Origin of the sequence: Streptomyces zhaozhouensis, from assembly GCF_900230195.1 — a bacterium.
Classification (GTDB): domain Bacteria; phylum Actinomycetota; class Actinomycetes; order Streptomycetales; family Streptomycetaceae; genus Streptomyces; species Streptomyces zhaozhouensis.
Genome location: NZ_OCNE01000014.1, coordinates 36,120 through 51,413, shown reverse-complemented (window position 1 = coordinate 51,413; position 15,294 = coordinate 36,120). Strand labels below are relative to the sequence as shown.

Here is a 15,294-nt window from a genome sequence, read left to right as displayed (position 1 = left end):
TAGGTCGCCCACGGCCCAAGGAGCCTCCACGATGACCGCGCAGACCCCGCTGACCGCCCTGGAGCAGGGCATCCCCTTCGCCGACCGGCACATCGGGCCCGACCAGGGCGCGGTGGCCAAGATGCTGGCGCAGGTGGGCTTCGGCTCGCTCGACGAGCTGACCGACGCCGCCGTGCCCGAGACCATCCGGCAGACCGAGGCGCTCGACCTGCCCGACCCGCTGGACGAGGCGGCCGTGCTGGGTGAGCTGCGGTCCCTGGCGGCGCGGAACACCGTGGCCCGTTCCATGATCGGTCTCGGCTACTACGGCACCCACACCCCGCCGGTCATCCAGCGCAACGTGCTGGAGAACCCGGCCTGGTACACGGCGTACACCCCGTACCAGCCGGAGATCTCCCAGGGCCGGCTGGAGGCGCTGCTCAACTTCCAGACCGTGGTGGCCGACCTGACCGGGCTGCCGACCGCCGGCGCGTCGCTGCTCGACGAGGGCACCGCCGCCGCCGAGGCGATGGCGCTGGCCCGGCGCGTGGTCCGGGGCGACGGCGGGGTCTTCCTGGTCGATGCCGACTGCCTGCCGCAGACCGTCGCCGTGGTCCGCACCCGGGCCGAGCCGACCGGCGTGGAGGTGCTGGTCGCCGACCTGAGCGAGGGCATCCCGGAGGAGGCCGTCGCGCGCGGGGTGTTCGGCGTGCTGCTCCAGTACCCGGGCGCGTCGGGCGCCGTGCGCGACCCGCGCCCGGTGATCGCGCGGGCGCACGAGCTGGGCGCGGTGGTCACGGTCGCCGCCGACCTGCTGGCGCTGACCGTGCTCGCCTCGCCGGGGGCGCTGGGCGCGGACATCGCGGTGGGCACCACCCAGCGGTTCGGCGTGCCGATGGCGTTCGGCGGTCCGCACGCCGGCTACATGTCGGTGCGCGCCGAGTACGCCAGGAGCCTGCCGGGGCGCCTGGTCGGCGTCTCGCGCGACGCGGCCGGCCGGCCGGCCTACCGGCTGGCGCTCCAGACGCGCGAGCAGCACATCCGCCGGGAGCGCGCCACCAGCAACATCTGCACCGCCCAGGTGCTTTTGGCCGTGATGGCCGGGCTCTACGCGGTCTACCACGGCCCCGACGGGCTGGCCGCCATCGCCCGCCGCACCCACCGGATGGCGGCACTGCTGGCCACCGGGCTGCGGGAGGGCGGCGTCGAGGTGGCGCACGACGCGTTCTTCGACACGGTCACCGCCCGCGTGCCGGGGCGCGCCGCCGAGGTGGTCGCCGCCGCCGGCGCCGCCGGGGTCAACCTGCGGCACATCGACGCCGACCGGGTCGGTGTGGCCTGCGACGAGACCACCGTGCGCGCCGACCTGGCCGCCGTGTGGGCCGCGTTCGGTGTGCCCGCCACCGAGGCCGACATCCCCGCGCTGGACGCCCGGGTCGCCGAGGCGCTGCCGGCCGGGCTGCTCCGCGAGGACGACTACCTCACCCATCCGGTCTTCCACGCGCACCGCTCCGAGACCTCGATGCTGCGCTATCTGCGCCGGCTGGCCGACCGGGACTACGCGCTGGACCGGGGCATGATCCCGCTCGGCTCCTGCACCATGAAGCTCAACGCCACGGTGGAGATGGCCGCCATCACCTGGCCGGAGTTCGCCGGGCTGCACCCGTTCGCCCCGCCGGAGCAGGCCGAGGGCTATCTCGCGCTGATCCGCGAACTGGAGTCGCGGCTGGCGGAGATCACCGGCTACGACGCGGTCTCGCTCCAGCCCAACGCCGGTTCCCAGGGCGAGTTGGCCGGGCTGCTCGCGGTGCGCGCCCACCACCGCGCGGCCGGCCAGGAGCAGCGCACCGTCTGCCTGATCCCCTCGTCCGCGCACGGCACCAACGCGGCCAGCGCCGTCCTCGCCGGGATGCGGGTGGTGGTCGTCGCCACCAGCGAGAGCGGGGACGTGGACGTCGCCGACCTGGAAGCCAAGATCGCCAAGCACCGCGACGAGTTGGCGGTGCTCATGGTGACCTACCCCTCGACGCACGGCGTCTTCGAGGAGCGCATCGGCGACATCTGCGCCGCCGTGCACGACGCCGGCGGACAGGTCTACGTGGACGGCGCCAACCTCAACGCGCTGGTCGGGCTGGCCAGGCCCGGCCGGTTCGGTGCCGACGTCTCGCACCTGAACCTGCACAAGACGTTCTGCATCCCGCACGGCGGCGGCGGCCCCGGCGTGGGCCCGGTCGCGGTGCGCGCCCATCTGGCGCCCTATCTGCCGGGGCACCCGGCGCAGCCGGCCGCGGGCCCCGAGGGCTCGGGGCCGGTCTCGGCCGCGCCCTGGGGCTCCGCCGGCATCCTGCCGATCTCCTGGGCGTACGTCCGGCTGATGGGCGCCGCCGGGCTGCGCCGCGCCACCCAGGTCGCGGTGCTCAGCGCCAACTACGTGGCCAAGCGCCTGGAGGCGCACTACCCGGTCCTCTACACCGGTCCCGGCGGGCTGGTGGCGCACGAGGCCGTGATCGACGTGCGTCCGCTGACCAAGGCGACCGGCGTGACCATCGACGACGTCGCCAAGCGGCTGATCGACCACGGCTTCCACGCGCCGACCATGTCGTTCCCGGTGGCGGGGACGCTGATGATCGAGCCCACCGAAAGCGAGGACCTGGCCGAACTTGACCGGTTCTGCGAGGCGATGATCGCCATCCGTGGGGAGATCGACCGGGTCGCCTCGGGCGAATGGCCGGCCGACGACAACCCGTTGGTCAACGCCCCGCACACCGCCGAGCAGTTGACGGGGGAGTGGCCGCACCCGTACGCGCGCCGGGAGGCCGTCTACCCGGGCGTCTCCACCGCCGACGCCAAGTACTGGCCGCCGGTGCGCCGGATCGACGGCGCGTTCGGCGACCGCAACCTGGTCTGCTCCTGCCCGCCCGTGGAGGAGCTGGCCGAGTCCTGACCGCGCGCCTCCGCCCGGGGTGGGCGCCCGCACCCCACGGGTGCCGGCGCCGCCCCGGGCGGAGCGGCACGGCGGCGCCTCAGCTGGCGAGGCCCAGCGGCGCGAGGCGGTTGGCGACGAGGGTGACCAGTGCGTCCACGGTGATCAGCCGCTCCGCGGCGATCCCCGGCGGCGCCGGGGCGAGCGGGATCAACGGATCGCTCCCCGAGGGGCTGCCCTGCGCCGGGTCGGCTGACGGGTCCGGGTGCAGCCAGAGCGTCAGCATGTACAGCTCGGGAACGCTCAACAGCCGTGGCTGGTAGTGCTCCTGGCGCTCCTCGGCGAGCCGGAGCGCGCGCTCGGTGGAGGAGATGTAGGGCCCCTCGCCGAAGTGCGAGAACTCCCAGCCCTCGGCGGTGAGCCGGCACTCGGCCGTGCCCACGGACCGGCCGTCCTGGGCGAGCAGGCAGCGCCAGCCGGTCAGTCGGGAGGTGGGCGGCTCCGCGGGCGCCGTCAGGCGTGCGAGCCGGTGCACGGGCAGCGGCAGGGTGGGGCGCAGGGCACCGCGGTCGAACCGGAGCCCGCGCGGGGCGGGCACCGCGGCCGAGCGCAGCGCCTCGTCGATGGTCCGCTCCACGACACCGGGAGCCGGGGGGATGCTCAGGGGCATGATGGGTCGCCTCTCGCTTTGGAGTAGGTCGCCTCTAATAGGAGACACGCCGTACCGAGATCCTATACGATTTTTCATTGCGGATTGTTTCCACTAGCCTTACCGCGGTGTTTCGGCAAGGGTAAATCCGGCCGGCAAATCGGCGCTTTCTCCCGGCTTCATGCCAGAGGAATATGCCTCCGCCTCAGGGGGCGAGCATCACGTTGCGTGTTACCTCCGGCGTGACGTGGGCAGGATCGAGGGCGCCCATCGCTCGACGCAGGAGGTGCCCCATGGGGGAGAAGGTCGCGGCTGACCGGTTCGATCTCACCGCCCGAGGGCGGTTCAGAGAACGGCTCGGCTCCTGTCTCGACGCCATGGGGACGCTCCTGGCCGAGGGGCGCTTCCACGGTCCTGAGGACCGGGTCGGCATGGAGGTCGAACTCTGCCTGGCCGATTCCGACGGGTCGCCGCGAATGGTCAACGAGGAAGTGCTCGGTCGAATGGCGACCCGGGATTTCCAGAGTGAGCTGGGAAAGTTCACCATCGAGCTGAATATGTCGCCGCGCTCTCTCGCCGGCGGGGTCTTCGCCGACATGGCCGAGGAGCTGCGTATCGCGCTGCGCTACGCGGACCGAATGGCCGGCGAATTCGGCGCGCAGGTGGTGATGACCGGCGTGCTGCCCACCATCACCGCCGAGCAGATGGTGCCCACCAGCCTTTCGCTCGGTGACCGCTACACCCTGCTCAACGACCAGATCATGGCGGCGCGCGGCGAGGCCATCCAGTTGGACATCACCGGCGCGGAGCGTCTGACCAGGACGTTCGAGTCGATCGCGCCGGAGTCGGCGTGCACGTCCGTGCAGTACCACCTCCAGGTGACCCCCGAGCGCTTCGCGCCGGTGTGGAACGCGGCGCAGGCCGCGTTGGCGGCGCAGACGGCGCTCGGGGCCAACGCGCCCTTCGTCTTCGGACACGAGCTGTGGCCCGAGTCCCGGCCGCTCTTCTTCCTCCAGTCCACCGACGACCGGCCGCCGGAGCTGGCCGCGCAGGGCGTCCGCCCGCGCACCTGGTTCGGCGAGCGGTGGATCGACTCCGCGCTCGATCTCTTCGAGGAGAGCGTCCGCTACTTCCCCGCGCTGCTGCCGCTGCTCTCCGACGAGGACCCGGGGGCCGTGCTGGCCGCCGGCGGCGCCCCCGCGCTGGGGGAGCTGACCCTGCACAACGGCACGGTCTACCGCTGGAACCGTCCGGTCTACGCCGTCGTCGACGGCGTCCCGCACCTGCGGGTGGAGAACCGTGTCCTGTCCACGGGGCCGACCGTCACGGACACCATCGCCAACGGCGCCTTCTACTACGGTCTGGTGCGCGCGCTGGCCGACGAGCCCGACCCGGTCTGGCGACGGCTTCCGTTCGACCAGGCGGAACGCAGCTTCGAGGCGGCCTGCCGGCACGGTCTTGACGCCCGGCTGAGCTGGCCGGGGCCCGACGGTGTCCCGCGCGAGACGCCGGCCGCCGAGCTGATCGAGGGGACGCTGCTGCCGCTGGCCGCCGCCGGTCTCGACGCCTGGGGCGTCAGCGCCGCCGACCGGGACCGCTACCTGTCGGTGATCGAGGGGCGGTGCCGTCGCGGGGTGACCGGGGCGGGCTGGCAGACTGCCGTCTACCACCAGCTGGTGGCGGACGGAAAGGACCGGGCGGCGGCCCTGCGGGGCCTCGTGCGGCGGTACTGCGAACTGGCGCGGACCGACACCCCCGTGCACGACTGGCCGACGCGCCCCTGAAGGCGCGCGGGTCGGTCCGCACGCCGGGGCGGAGCGGCGCGCGCGCCGGACGGGAGAAGGAGTGCGGCTCACGCGTGACGACGGGTCGGCGGCCGACCCACCGGCACAGGAGGCGCCCTGCGCACTGCCGGCGCGCGCCCTGCGCCACGAGCTGCTGCTGGTGCTCGGCGTCTCGCTGGGCGCGAGCGCCGTGCGGGCGTTGGTCAGCTTCGCCGGGACGGTCACGCGACCCGGCGGGCTGGGCGACCAGGCGGCCAACCTCAACACCTCGCGCGCCCCCGACCGGCCGTGGCTCGACCTGGCCTGGCAGGTCGTCTCGATCTCCACGGCGCTGGTGCCCGTGGTGCTCGTGGCCCATCTGCTGCTGCGCGAACGCGGCTACGGCGGGGGAGGGATGCGGCTGCTCGGCTTCGACCTGGCCAGGCCGCGCTTCGACCTGGCCTGGGGCGCGGTCGTCGCGGCGGGCATCGGCGGCAGCGGGCTGGCGCTCTACCTGGGCGCCCACGCGGCCGGGGCCAACCTCACCGTGGTCCCCGAGTCGCTGCCCGAGGTGTGGTGGAAATACCCGGTGCTGATCGCCTCGGCCATCCAGAACTCGGTGGTCGAGGAGGTCATCGTGGTGGGCTTCCTGCTGCGCCGCCTCGACCAACTGGGCTGGAGCGCGACCGGTTCGCTGGTCTTCAGCGCGCTGCTGCGCGGCACCTACCACCTCTACCAGGGCATCGGCGGCTTCTTCGGCAACGTGGCGATGGGCGTGATCTTCGTCTGGCTGTACCGGCGTTGGGGCCGGGTCATGCCGCTGGTGGTCGCGCACGCGCTGATCGACATCGTGGCCTTCGTCGGCTACGGGCTGTTGGCGGGGCGGGTGGACTGGCTGCCCACGCTCTGAGGAAACGGCCGGCGTGGGCGGTCAACGGGCTGGTGTGCGGAGAGCCCGTTGACCGCCGGACCGCTGCGGCCCTCAGGCCGGCCGGCGCCTCAGGGGCCCTCGCCGGCGGCCAGGGCGCGGGCCTCGATGCGGCCGTCGCCGCAGACCTCGCCCCACTGCCAGTCGGCCTCGGTGGCCTCGCGGGTGTCCGGGGGGATCACCCGCAGCGTCGTCGGCTCCGGGCCGCAGGACCCGTCGGCCGGGTCCTCCTCGCCGGGCACCACGGTCCACCGCAGCTGTGACCAGGCGCTCTCGCCGGGGGCCAGCGTGAGCTGGTCGGCCTCCCGCGAGGTGTCCCTGACCGTCGTCGTGGGCAGCGAGCCGTCGTCAGCGGCCAGTTCGAGACCGGGCCAGCCCTGGGTGCGGCAGTCGGTGTCCGAGGTGTTGGTGAGGACGAGGGTCGCGTGGCGGTTCCCCGCGCCGGAGTCCAGCGGCGTGACCGTCGCCGACAGGGCGTCCGTCGCGCACCAGTCGGCCGCGTTCGCCGCGTTCGCCGTGTCTTCCGCGTCGGTCGCGCCGTCGTCCTCGGCGGGAGGCGGCGCGGCGCCCTCGTCGTCGGGCGCGTCCGCGTCCTCCGACCCGGCCTGGGGGCGGGGGTCGGAGCGCTCGTCGGGCGTGCTCGCCTCGCGCTGCGCCGCGTCGTCCTCGGAGTCCTCGCTCCCGGAACAGCCCGTCAGCAGCAGGCCGGTGGCGGCGAGCGCGGCGCCGAGGGCGAGGGGGAGGCGGGGGGCGGCACGGGAGGGGGAGCGTCGGGAGAGGGATCGGGGGAGAGGGGAGGGGGATCGTGGGGTCATCGGGTCCTCCGGGAGGGGTCTCGGCTGGTTGCGGAGGAGTGCTGTCCGGTTCGACGAGCGGCACCTACCCCGGGTTCCGTCCCGTGATGCCCCGGCGCGGGCGCGGAGAAGCGGGGGAGGGGCGCGGGGGCGGCGCAGCGCGCCGGGCCCTTGCCGGGCGCGCCGCCGCCCGCGCGGCCCCACGCCCGGTCAGCCGGCCAGTTCCCGCAGGTAGGCGGGGAGTTCGACCGGGAGAGCGCCGTCGTCGGCCGGCTCCGGCGGGCCGGCGACGGTCCGCAGCGGAACGACCCCGCTCCAGTGCGGCAGTCCCAGGTCCCCCGGTTCGTCGTTGGGCCCTCCGGCGCGCACCTTGGCGGAGACCTCGGCCAACTCCAGCTCCAGCACCGCGGTGGCCGCCAACTCCCTGGCGTCCGCCGGACGGCAGTCCGCCGACCTGCCCGCCGCCACCGCGTCGATCACGGCGTCGAGCGCCGACCTGGCCCGCGCCTCGTCGGTCACCCGCCGCGCGGTGCCGTGCACCACGACCGAGCGGTAGTTGATCGAGTGGTGGAACGCGGACTTGGCCAGAACCAGACCGTCCAGATGGGTGACGGTGAGGCAGACCGGGAGCGCGTCTTGGCGCAGCGCCCGCGCGCCGGTGGAGCCGTGGAGATAGAGCCGTTCGCCGTCCCTGGCGTAGAGGGTGGGCAGCACCACGGGCCGGCCGTCGGCCACGAAGCCCAGATGGCACAGGAAGGCCGCGTCCAGGATGGCGTGCACGGCCTCCCGGTCGTAGGAGACCCGCTCCCGGGCCCGGGTCGGGGTGGTGCTCGCCGTGCGGGCGTACTCCGTCGGCGGGCCGGTCGGCGTGTGCGCGGTCATCTCCTGGCTCCTTCGCTCGCGTGCGATCACGGGGGACGCGCCTTGCGTCCTCTTTCGCACTAGTGCAAACTGCGTTTTGTGCTAGATGAAGACAACCCAGGAGAGTATCCGATCAGCGGGCGCGGCGCCGCCGAGATCGCCGCCAGCGTCGAGCGCGCGGTCGGCGCCGGCGCCCTGCCGCCGGGCCGACTCCTGCCGCCGCAGCGGGAGTTGGCCGCCCGGCTCGGGGTCAACGCGAACACCGTCGCCGCCGCCTACCGCACCCTGCGCGAGCGCGGGGTGATCGAGACGGACGGCCGGCGCGGCAGCCGGGTGCGCGCCAGGCCGGCGACCGCGCCCCGCGAGGCGCTGCCGTTCGCCCTGCCGCCCGGCGCGCGCGACCTGTCGCTGGGCAATCCGGACCCCGCCCTGCTGCCGCCCCTCGGCCCGGCGCTGGCGCACGCCGCCGCGCGCGCCGCCGAGGCGCCCGTGCTCTACGGCGACGAGCCCCTCGACGCGGAGCTGACGGCGCTGGCCAGGGAGCGGTTCGACGCGGACGGCGTGCCGGCCGGGCCGGTCGCCGTCGTCTCCGGCGCGCTGGACGGCATCGAACGGGTGCTGGCCGCACGGCTGCGGCCCGGCGACGCGGTCGCCGTCGAGGACCCGGGCTGGGGCGCGCTGCTCGACCTGGTCGCCGCGCTCGGGTTGCGCCCGGTGCCCTGCGGTCTCGACGACGCGGGCCCGCGCCCCGAGGAGGTGGCGCGCGCGCTGGACGCGGGGGCGCGGGCTCTGGTGCTCACCGCCCGCGCGCAGAACCCCACGGGCGCCGCCGTCACGCCGGCGCGCGCCGGCGAGCTGCGCACCCTGCTGGCCGCGTGTCCCGGGACGCTGGTGATCGAGGACGACCACGGGCGCGGCATCGTCTCGGCGCCGCTGGCCCCGGTGGTCGGCACCACGGAACACTGGGCGCACGTGCACTCGTTGGCCAAGTCCCACGGCCCCGACCTGCGCGTCGCCGTGCTCACCGGGGACCGCGCCACGGTGGACCTGGTGCTGGGCCGGCAGCGGCTCGGCCCCGGTTGGGTGAGCCGGCTGCTCCAGCGCGCCGCCGCCCACCTCTGGCGCACCGGCGCGGTGGACCCGCGCCGGGTGGCCGCCGCCTACGACGCCCGCCGCCGCCTCCTGCTCACCGCGCTCGCGGAGCGCGGAGTCGCCGCGCGCGGCGGCAGCGGGCTCAACCTCTGGGTTCCGGTGCCGGACGAGACCCGCGCCGTCGCGCAACTCCTGCGCGACGGCTGGGCGGTGGCGCCCGGCACCCGCTTCCGGGTGGCCTCGCCGCCGGGCGTCAGGCTGACCGTGGCCGCGCTGCCCGAGGAGGAGACGGAGGCGCTGGCCGACGCGGTCGCCGAGGCGGCGCGGCCGGCGGCCGGGCGCAGGTTCGGGTGAAGGGTGCGTGACCCCGGCCCGCGCCCCCACAGTGAAGCACCACTGACAGAAATTCCGGGGAAGTCTGTAGCATCACTGAGGTGTTGAACATCGACCGGCTCCGCGTGCTGCACGCCGTCCACCACCACGGGTCGGTCAGCGGCGCCGCCCTCGCCCTGCGGGTGACCACCTCCGCCGTCTCCCAGCAACTCGCCAAGCTGGAACGGGAGGCCGGCCAGCGGCTGTCCGTCAGGAACGGGCGCGGCATCCGGCTCACCGACGCCGGCCGGCTGCTGGCCGAGCACGCCGACCGCGTCCTCTCCCAGCTGGAGCTGGCCCACGCCGACCTGGAGGCGCAACGCGGGCAGGCCGTCGGCGAGTTGCGGGTCGGCGCGTTCGCCACCGCCGCGCGCGGTCTCTTCCCCGCCGCGCTGGCCGCGTTGCGCGAAGACCACCCGCGACTGCGCCCGACGCTCCGGGAGATGGAGCCGGACGCGGCGCTCACCGTGCTGGCGCGCGGGGACATCGACCTGGCGGTGGTCCTCGACTGGTTCAACCGCCCGCTCGCCCTGCCCGGCGGGCTCGGGCGGCAGCCGCTCTTCGACGACGTGGCCGATCTCGCGCTGCCGGTGGACCATCCGCTGGCGGACCGCGCCGAGTTGGACCTGGCCGACCTCGCCGACGAGCCCTGGGTCTCCTGGCCGCCGGGCGCGACCTGCCACGACTGGCTGATGTTCACCCTGCGCGGGCGCGGTATCGAGCCGCACATCGTCCACACCGCCGCCGAGCACCACACCCAACTGGCCCTGATCGCCGCCGGTCTGGGCGTCGCGGTGGCGCCCCGCCTCGGCCGGACCCCGGTACCGGAGGGGGTGGCGCTGATCCCGGTGCGCGGCACCATCACCCGCCGGGTCTACGCGGTCTGGCGCGAGGGCTCCGGCGCCCGCCCGTCGATCCGCGCGGCCGTCACGGCGCTGAGCGCCGCCTCCCCGGCGCCGCTGCTCTGAACTCCGGTGCGACGGGGGCGCGTTGCCCGCCACCCGGCGGCCGGGCCGCGGAGCGCGGGGAACGCCGGCCCCGGGGTCCCCGACGCGGAGGAGGCGTGCCGGGCAGGCGTGCGCGCCTCGCGGGTCGAACACGCGCGCGGTGCGCCACGCCCCCGCCGCGCCCCCACTGCGCCGTCACGCTCCCGCCACGTCCCCGCCGCGCCCCCGCCGCGCCGCCACGTCCCCGTCGCGCCGTCACGCTCCCGCCCCGTGTCGTCGTGTCGACATGTCATCCGCGGACCGGCGGCCGTTTCCCGCGTGCGCCCCGTGGCCCGCCAACGGCCGTCTCCGCGCCACAGGTTGAACGGTCGCCCGATCCGCGTCACCCTCAGGTGGGGCGCGTTACGGCGGCCCGTCGGGCACTGCGCGCGAGCGGAGGGCGCGCTCCGTTTCCACCGCGCGGCGCGCGGGTCGGACGACGGTCGGTGTCCGCCCGGAACCCCGCGAGAGCGGGTTCAAGTCTTGACAGCCACAGGGCCTTACGGGACGGTGAGAGCGCTCTCACCCCCACTGGGAGCGTGTGCGAACTCTGCGACATGTCAACACCTGACGCTTCCCGGGCGCCCCTGGTCGCCCGCGCCGCGTCGTGGCGGCGGGCCAGCGGGAGGGAACCACCGGCCCGTTCCCCGCGCACGCGGCGGCGACCCGCCCGGCGCGTCCACCATCCAGCCGAACTAGGAGGACCCGGTGTTCCGCTTGCGGACAATACTGGTGGCCGCCGCCGCGAGCCTGGCCGTGGCGACGGGCCTGATCGTCTCGGGCCCGGCGCCCGAGGCGGAGGCTGTCCCCGACACCATCCCGCTGACCATCACCAACAACTCGGGCCGGGGCGAGCCGGTCTACATCTACAACCTCGGCACCGAGTTGAGCAGCGGGCAGTTGGGCTACGCCGACGCCGAAGGCACCTTCCACGCCTGGCCGGCCGGGGCCAACCCGCCGGTCCCCGCCCCCGACGCCTCGATCGAGGGCCCCGCCGACGGCGAGACCCTCACGATCGACATGCCCAAGTTCTCCGGGCGCGTCTACTTCTCCGTGGGCGAGAAGCTGCACTTCGCCCTCACGCCGGACGGGCTCGTGCAGCCCGCCATCCAGAACCCGGACGACCCGAACCGGGACATCCTCTTCAACTGGTCCGAGTACACGCTCAACGACTCCGGCCTGTGGATCAACAGCACCCAGGTCGACATGTTCACCGCCCCCTACACCGTCGGTGTGGAGCAGCAGAGCGGCGAGGTGCTGTCCACCGGTGAGTTGAAGCCCGGCGGCTACTCCGCGGTCTTCGACGGCGTGCGCGACGCCGGCTGGGGCGACCTGGTCCACAACGGCCCCGACGGCGAGCCGCTGCGGGTGCTCTCGCCCGGCCACGGCGTCTCCACCGGCGACGTGCCGGCCGACGCGATGAGCGACTACATCGACCGGGTGTGGGAGCACTACTCCTCCAACACCATGACGGTCACGCCGATCACCCACGAGCCGGAGAACCAGTACGCGGGCACGGTCGAGGGTGACGTCATGAACTTCACCGACGGCTCCGGCGAGGTGGTCGCCAGCTTCAACAAGCCGGACACCGACAGCGTCTTCGGCTGCCACAAGGACCTGGCCGCCCCGAACGACCAGGTCGTCGGCCCGCTGGCCCGCACGCTGTGCGCCGGGTTCAACCGCACCACGCTGCTGGACAACCCGAACCAGCCCGACCCGGACAACTCGAACTTCTACCAGGACGAGAACACCAACCACTACGCGCGCGTCATCCACGAGCAGATGGTGGACGGCAAGGCCTACGCCTTCGCCTTCGACGACGTCGGCAACCACGAGTCGCTGGTGCACGACGGCGACCCGGCCGCCGCGTTCATGACGCTGACGCCCTTCGACTGAGCGCCTGACGATCCTCTCGCCCCCGGCGGCCGGGCCCGTGCCCGGCCGCCGGGGGCGAGGCCGTTCAGCCGCGCAGGATCGACTCGCCCTCGACCGTGATCGGCTCCGCGGGCAGCGGTTCCGTGGCCGGGCCCTCCACGACCGAACCGTCCGCGAGGGCGAACACACTGCCGTGGCAGGTGCAGAGGATGCCCTCCTCGGTGACCTGCGAGACCGGGCAGCCCTGATGCGTGCAGATCGACGAGAACGCCAGAAACTCGCCCTCGGTGGGCTGGGTGACGACCAGTTTCTGTTCGTCCAGGATGGTGCCGCCGCCGACCGGGACGTCCGCGGTCGACGTCAGCTCCTCGGCGCCGCCGTCCGAACCGCCGTTCTCCGCACCGCCGTTCTCCGTGCCCCCGTCGCCCTCCGCGCCGTTCTCCTCGTCGTCGGAGCCGCAGGCCGTCAGCGCGGCGGCGGCGAGGCCCGCCGCGCCCGCCAGCACCGCCGTGCGTCGTGTGGTACCCGGACCGTTCATGCGCGCAACCTCTCTTCCCGGAAGGCTCTGCCAGGCGGCGCGGAGGCGTCCCCCCACCCACCCGGCCGTCGGGCGAGGGTAGCCGACCGGCCCCCGCTTCCTCTGCCCCGCGCCGGGCCCGGAACCGGCCACCGCGGCGACGGAGTCCGCTCCCGTGCCCGCTTTCCCGGGGAATCGTGCCCGTTTTCCGCCCGCTTCGGGGGCGAGGCCCGCGAAACCGGGAAGCTACCGACGGGTCACCTTTTCCGTGGGGTCCGCGTTCCCTTCTTCCGGACTTCCGAACTCGGCCCCCGAGGGCAGCCGTACCAGGTCACGGGGTTCCTGACGTACTGTCTCCGGCACGGCACTGAACGAAAAAAATCAAGTTCAGAGCTTTTCTTGAGCTACATGTGATGTCTTTCGACCCTATAAACCATAGAGAAGCAACCCAATCGAAACCCTCTTCCCATCCTCCACGGCCTAGGGTCGGTCCGGGGGATCTTCGCAGGGAACGCGCGACGCCGGGAACGGCGGCTCGCCGGGTACCGGATCGCCCCACGCCCGTGGCCACACAGGGGGGTTCGGCGGCACGGCGAGGCGTCGGCGACGGCGTCGGGGACCCGCGAGGACCCGCCGGACAGCCCCCAGCCTCGTAAGGCGCCCTTCCACAGCGCGCTGTTGGAGCCGACCCCATGCACACACAACCCTCCCGGCCCCCCGCACCGCGGGCGGCCAAGGCCGCCGCCCGTCACCAGGCGCCGCCGGCGGCCGAACCGCACCCCGCGGTCGAGCGCCGCGCCGCCGCCGAGCGCCACCCCGCGGTGGAACGCCCCCCGGCCGCGGAACGCCACCGCAACCGTCTGCTGCGCTACGTCAACCGCCTCACGGGCGGTGACCCGCACGGCGCGGAGGACATCGTCCAGGAGACGATGCTGCGCGCCTGGCTCGCCTCCGACGAGTTCGCCGACGACGAGTCACGCTCCCGGCAGGACGACGACCGCCTCGCCGCCTGGCTGTACGTCGTGGCGCGTAACCTTGCCGTGGACGCCCGTCGTCGCGACCGGAGTGTGCCCGCCGGCATCACCCCCACCGGCCTGCTCCAACGCGCCGCCGACACCCCCGACATGGCGGAGGCCGTCGTCAACCGCATCGCCCTGACCGGGGCGTTGGCCCGCCTCGGCCCCCGCCACCGCGACGCGCTCGTCCACGTGCACCTCTGTGACCGTTCCCGCGACGAGACCGCCCGGTTACTGGGCATACCCCAGGGGACCGTCAAGTCCCGGGTGCACTACGCTCTGTCCACCCTGCGACGGGAGTTCCCGGCCGGATGAGGACCACCGACCCCATCGACTTTCTGAACCGCCACCGCGACACCATCTTCAAGGTGCTGGGCCTGCTGGCCGTGCTCCTGGTGTTGTTCCTGATCATCCGCGCGGTGGCCATGCGCCTCGGCGGCTGGGGGGCCGCCTGGGCGCGGGTGAAGCGCGAGTGCGCCGTCACCGCCCACGCGTTCGCCGCACCCGTCAAGGCGTGGCTGCGCCACCGGCGTTCGCTGCGCGTCCTGGTGCACGGCCTGCGCGCGCCGGAGACCTGGCGGGACGCCGAACTCGCCCTGGCCGCCGCCCGGCACGCCACCAGGGACAGCCGCTCCAGGCCCTACGCCGTGCTGGTCACCGACCGCACGGTGACCGTGCTGCTGACCGGGCTCGGCGAGGAGCCGCCCGAGGACGGCCCCTGGTGGGTCGCCGAGGGCGACACCCCCGACCACTGGAGCGCCGAGCGCGCCGAACTCCCGCCCGTGGTGCCCGTGCCCGACCTCGCGCCGCCCGTGCTGGTCGCCGTCGGCGCCGCCGAGGGCGGCTGCTGCCTGCTGGACCTGGGCTCCGGGCCGCCCGTGGTCTGCGTCGAGGGGGAGAGCCGGGCGGCAGTCGCCCTGCACCAGGCGCTGGCCGCGCAGGTCGAGGTCAGGCTCCCGCAGGGCATGGTCGTGATCGCCGAGGGCGTCCACCGGGGCTACGAGGGGATGCCCACCCGCGCCGCGCACCGCGCCGCCGACCGGCTCAAGCCGCGCGCCGGCATCGCGCCGGTGCTGATCGCCGCCGAGCTGCCCGACCCGCTGCCGCCCGAACTCACCGCGCCGCCCAGCGACTTCCCCGAACTGCGGCTGCTGCTGCTCGGCGAGGGACGCGCCTATCTGCGGATCGTGCTGACCGACAGGACCGGGCAGGTCCGCGTCGTCGGCACGCCCCTGCTCGCCGAGGGCAACGCGCTCAGCCGCGCCATCGCCAAGGTGCTCACCGACATCCCGCCGGTGCTGCCGCGCGAGCCCGCGGGCGAGACCGACAGCACCGCCCGCACCTTCGCCGAACTGGACGAGGAGGCCGTCGACGAGGAGGGCGACACCCTGCCGTCCACGCCGACCGCGCCCGGACTGACCGCGCCGCCGGTCGCCGAGACCGAGGAGGAGGACGAGGCCGAGGCGGCGCCCGTGCCCGCCCCCGAGGCACCGGACACCCCGCTGCCCTCGGCGCGCCCCGTGCGCTCCTGACCCGCCG

General features: G+C 74.5%; 12 protein-coding genes. 8 read left to right on the top strand and 4 right to left on the bottom strand.

Translation table 11 applies throughout. The features are described 5' to 3' along the window. The first annotated feature begins 31 nt into the window (after positions 1 to 31). Positions 32 to 2,923: an aminomethyl-transferring glycine dehydrogenase gene (gcvP, locus tag CRP51_RS19220; RefSeq protein WP_097232507.1), complete on the top strand. Its 2,892-nt coding sequence runs from the start codon at positions 32 to 34 to the stop codon at positions 2,921 to 2,923. A gap of 79 nt (positions 2,924 to 3,002) precedes the next feature. Here the strand turns inward: gcvP and CRP51_RS19215 are convergent, their stop codons facing one another. Beyond that, positions 3,003 to 3,572 carry a hypothetical protein gene (locus CRP51_RS19215; protein WP_097232506.1) on the bottom strand — a complete coding sequence of 190 codons (570 nt, stop codon included), beginning with the start codon at positions 3,570 to 3,572 and terminating at the stop codon, positions 3,003 to 3,005. A 272-nt stretch (positions 3,573 to 3,844) separates the two neighbouring features. On the opposite strand from CRP51_RS19215, the gene CRP51_RS19210 reads away from it, so the two are divergent. After that, a complete protein-coding gene (locus CRP51_RS19210; protein WP_097232505.1) occupies positions 3,845 to 5,335 on the top strand; it encodes a glutamate-cysteine ligase family protein in 1,491 nt (496 codons plus the stop codon). Between the two features lie 124 nt (positions 5,336 to 5,459). Next, positions 5,460 to 6,224 carry a CPBP family intramembrane glutamic endopeptidase gene (locus CRP51_RS19205; protein ID WP_097232587.1) on the top strand — a complete coding sequence of 255 codons (765 nt, stop codon included), beginning with the start codon at positions 5,460 to 5,462 and terminating at the stop codon, positions 6,222 to 6,224. A gap of 89 nt (positions 6,225 to 6,313) precedes the next feature. On the opposite strand, the gene CRP51_RS19200 is transcribed toward CRP51_RS19205, so the two are convergent. Both CRP51_RS19200 and CRP51_RS19195 read right to left on the bottom strand, forming a co-directional pair. Then, complete coding sequence (locus CRP51_RS19200; protein ID WP_097232504.1) at positions 6,314 to 7,057, bottom strand: DUF4232 domain-containing protein; 744 nt, start codon at positions 7,055 to 7,057, stop codon at positions 6,314 to 6,316. A 189-nt stretch (positions 7,058 to 7,246) separates the two neighbouring features. Then, entirely contained in the window at positions 7,247 to 7,918 is a 672-nt protein-coding gene (locus tag CRP51_RS19195; RefSeq protein ID WP_097232503.1) for a pyridoxamine 5'-phosphate oxidase family protein, read from the bottom strand. 69 nt (positions 7,919 to 7,987) lie between these two features. Between CRP51_RS19195 and CRP51_RS19190 the strand changes: the two genes are divergently transcribed. From CRP51_RS19190 to CRP51_RS19180, 3 genes are all read left to right on the top strand, one after another. Beyond that, entirely contained in the window at positions 7,988 to 9,343 is a 1,356-nt protein-coding gene (locus CRP51_RS19190) for an aminotransferase class I/II-fold pyridoxal phosphate-dependent enzyme (RefSeq protein WP_439333194.1), read from the top strand. Between the two features lie 80 nt (positions 9,344 to 9,423). Then, positions 9,424 to 10,329, top strand: a complete 906-nt coding sequence (locus CRP51_RS19185) for a LysR family transcriptional regulator (RefSeq protein WP_097232501.1) — start codon at positions 9,424 to 9,426, stop codon at positions 10,327 to 10,329. Between the two features lie 726 nt (positions 10,330 to 11,055). After that, positions 11,056 to 12,243: a glycoside hydrolase family 64 protein gene (locus CRP51_RS19180; protein ID WP_097232500.1), complete on the top strand. Its 1,188-nt coding sequence runs from the start codon at positions 11,056 to 11,058 to the stop codon at positions 12,241 to 12,243. A gap of 64 nt (positions 12,244 to 12,307) precedes the next feature. Here CRP51_RS19180 and CRP51_RS19175 read toward each other — a convergent pair whose 3' ends face one another. Beyond that, positions 12,308 to 12,760, bottom strand: a complete 453-nt coding sequence (locus CRP51_RS19175) for a Rieske (2Fe-2S) protein (protein ID WP_097232499.1) — start codon at positions 12,758 to 12,760, stop codon at positions 12,308 to 12,310. Positions 12,761 to 13,431: 671 nt separating this feature from the next. On the opposite strand from CRP51_RS19175, the gene CRP51_RS19170 reads away from it, so the two are divergent. Together CRP51_RS19170 and CRP51_RS19165 are read left to right on the top strand one after the other, a co-directional pair. Continuing rightward, positions 13,432 to 14,070 carry a sigma-70 family RNA polymerase sigma factor gene (locus tag CRP51_RS19170; RefSeq protein WP_097232498.1) on the top strand — a complete coding sequence of 213 codons (639 nt, stop codon included), beginning with the start codon at positions 13,432 to 13,434 and terminating at the stop codon, positions 14,068 to 14,070. Beyond that, positions 14,067 to 15,287, top strand: a complete 1,221-nt coding sequence (locus CRP51_RS19165; RefSeq protein WP_097232497.1) for a hypothetical protein — start codon at positions 14,067 to 14,069, stop codon at positions 15,285 to 15,287. The genes CRP51_RS19170 and CRP51_RS19165 overlap by 4 nt, the downstream gene beginning before the upstream one ends. Positions 15,288 to 15,294: the final 7 nt, after the last annotated feature.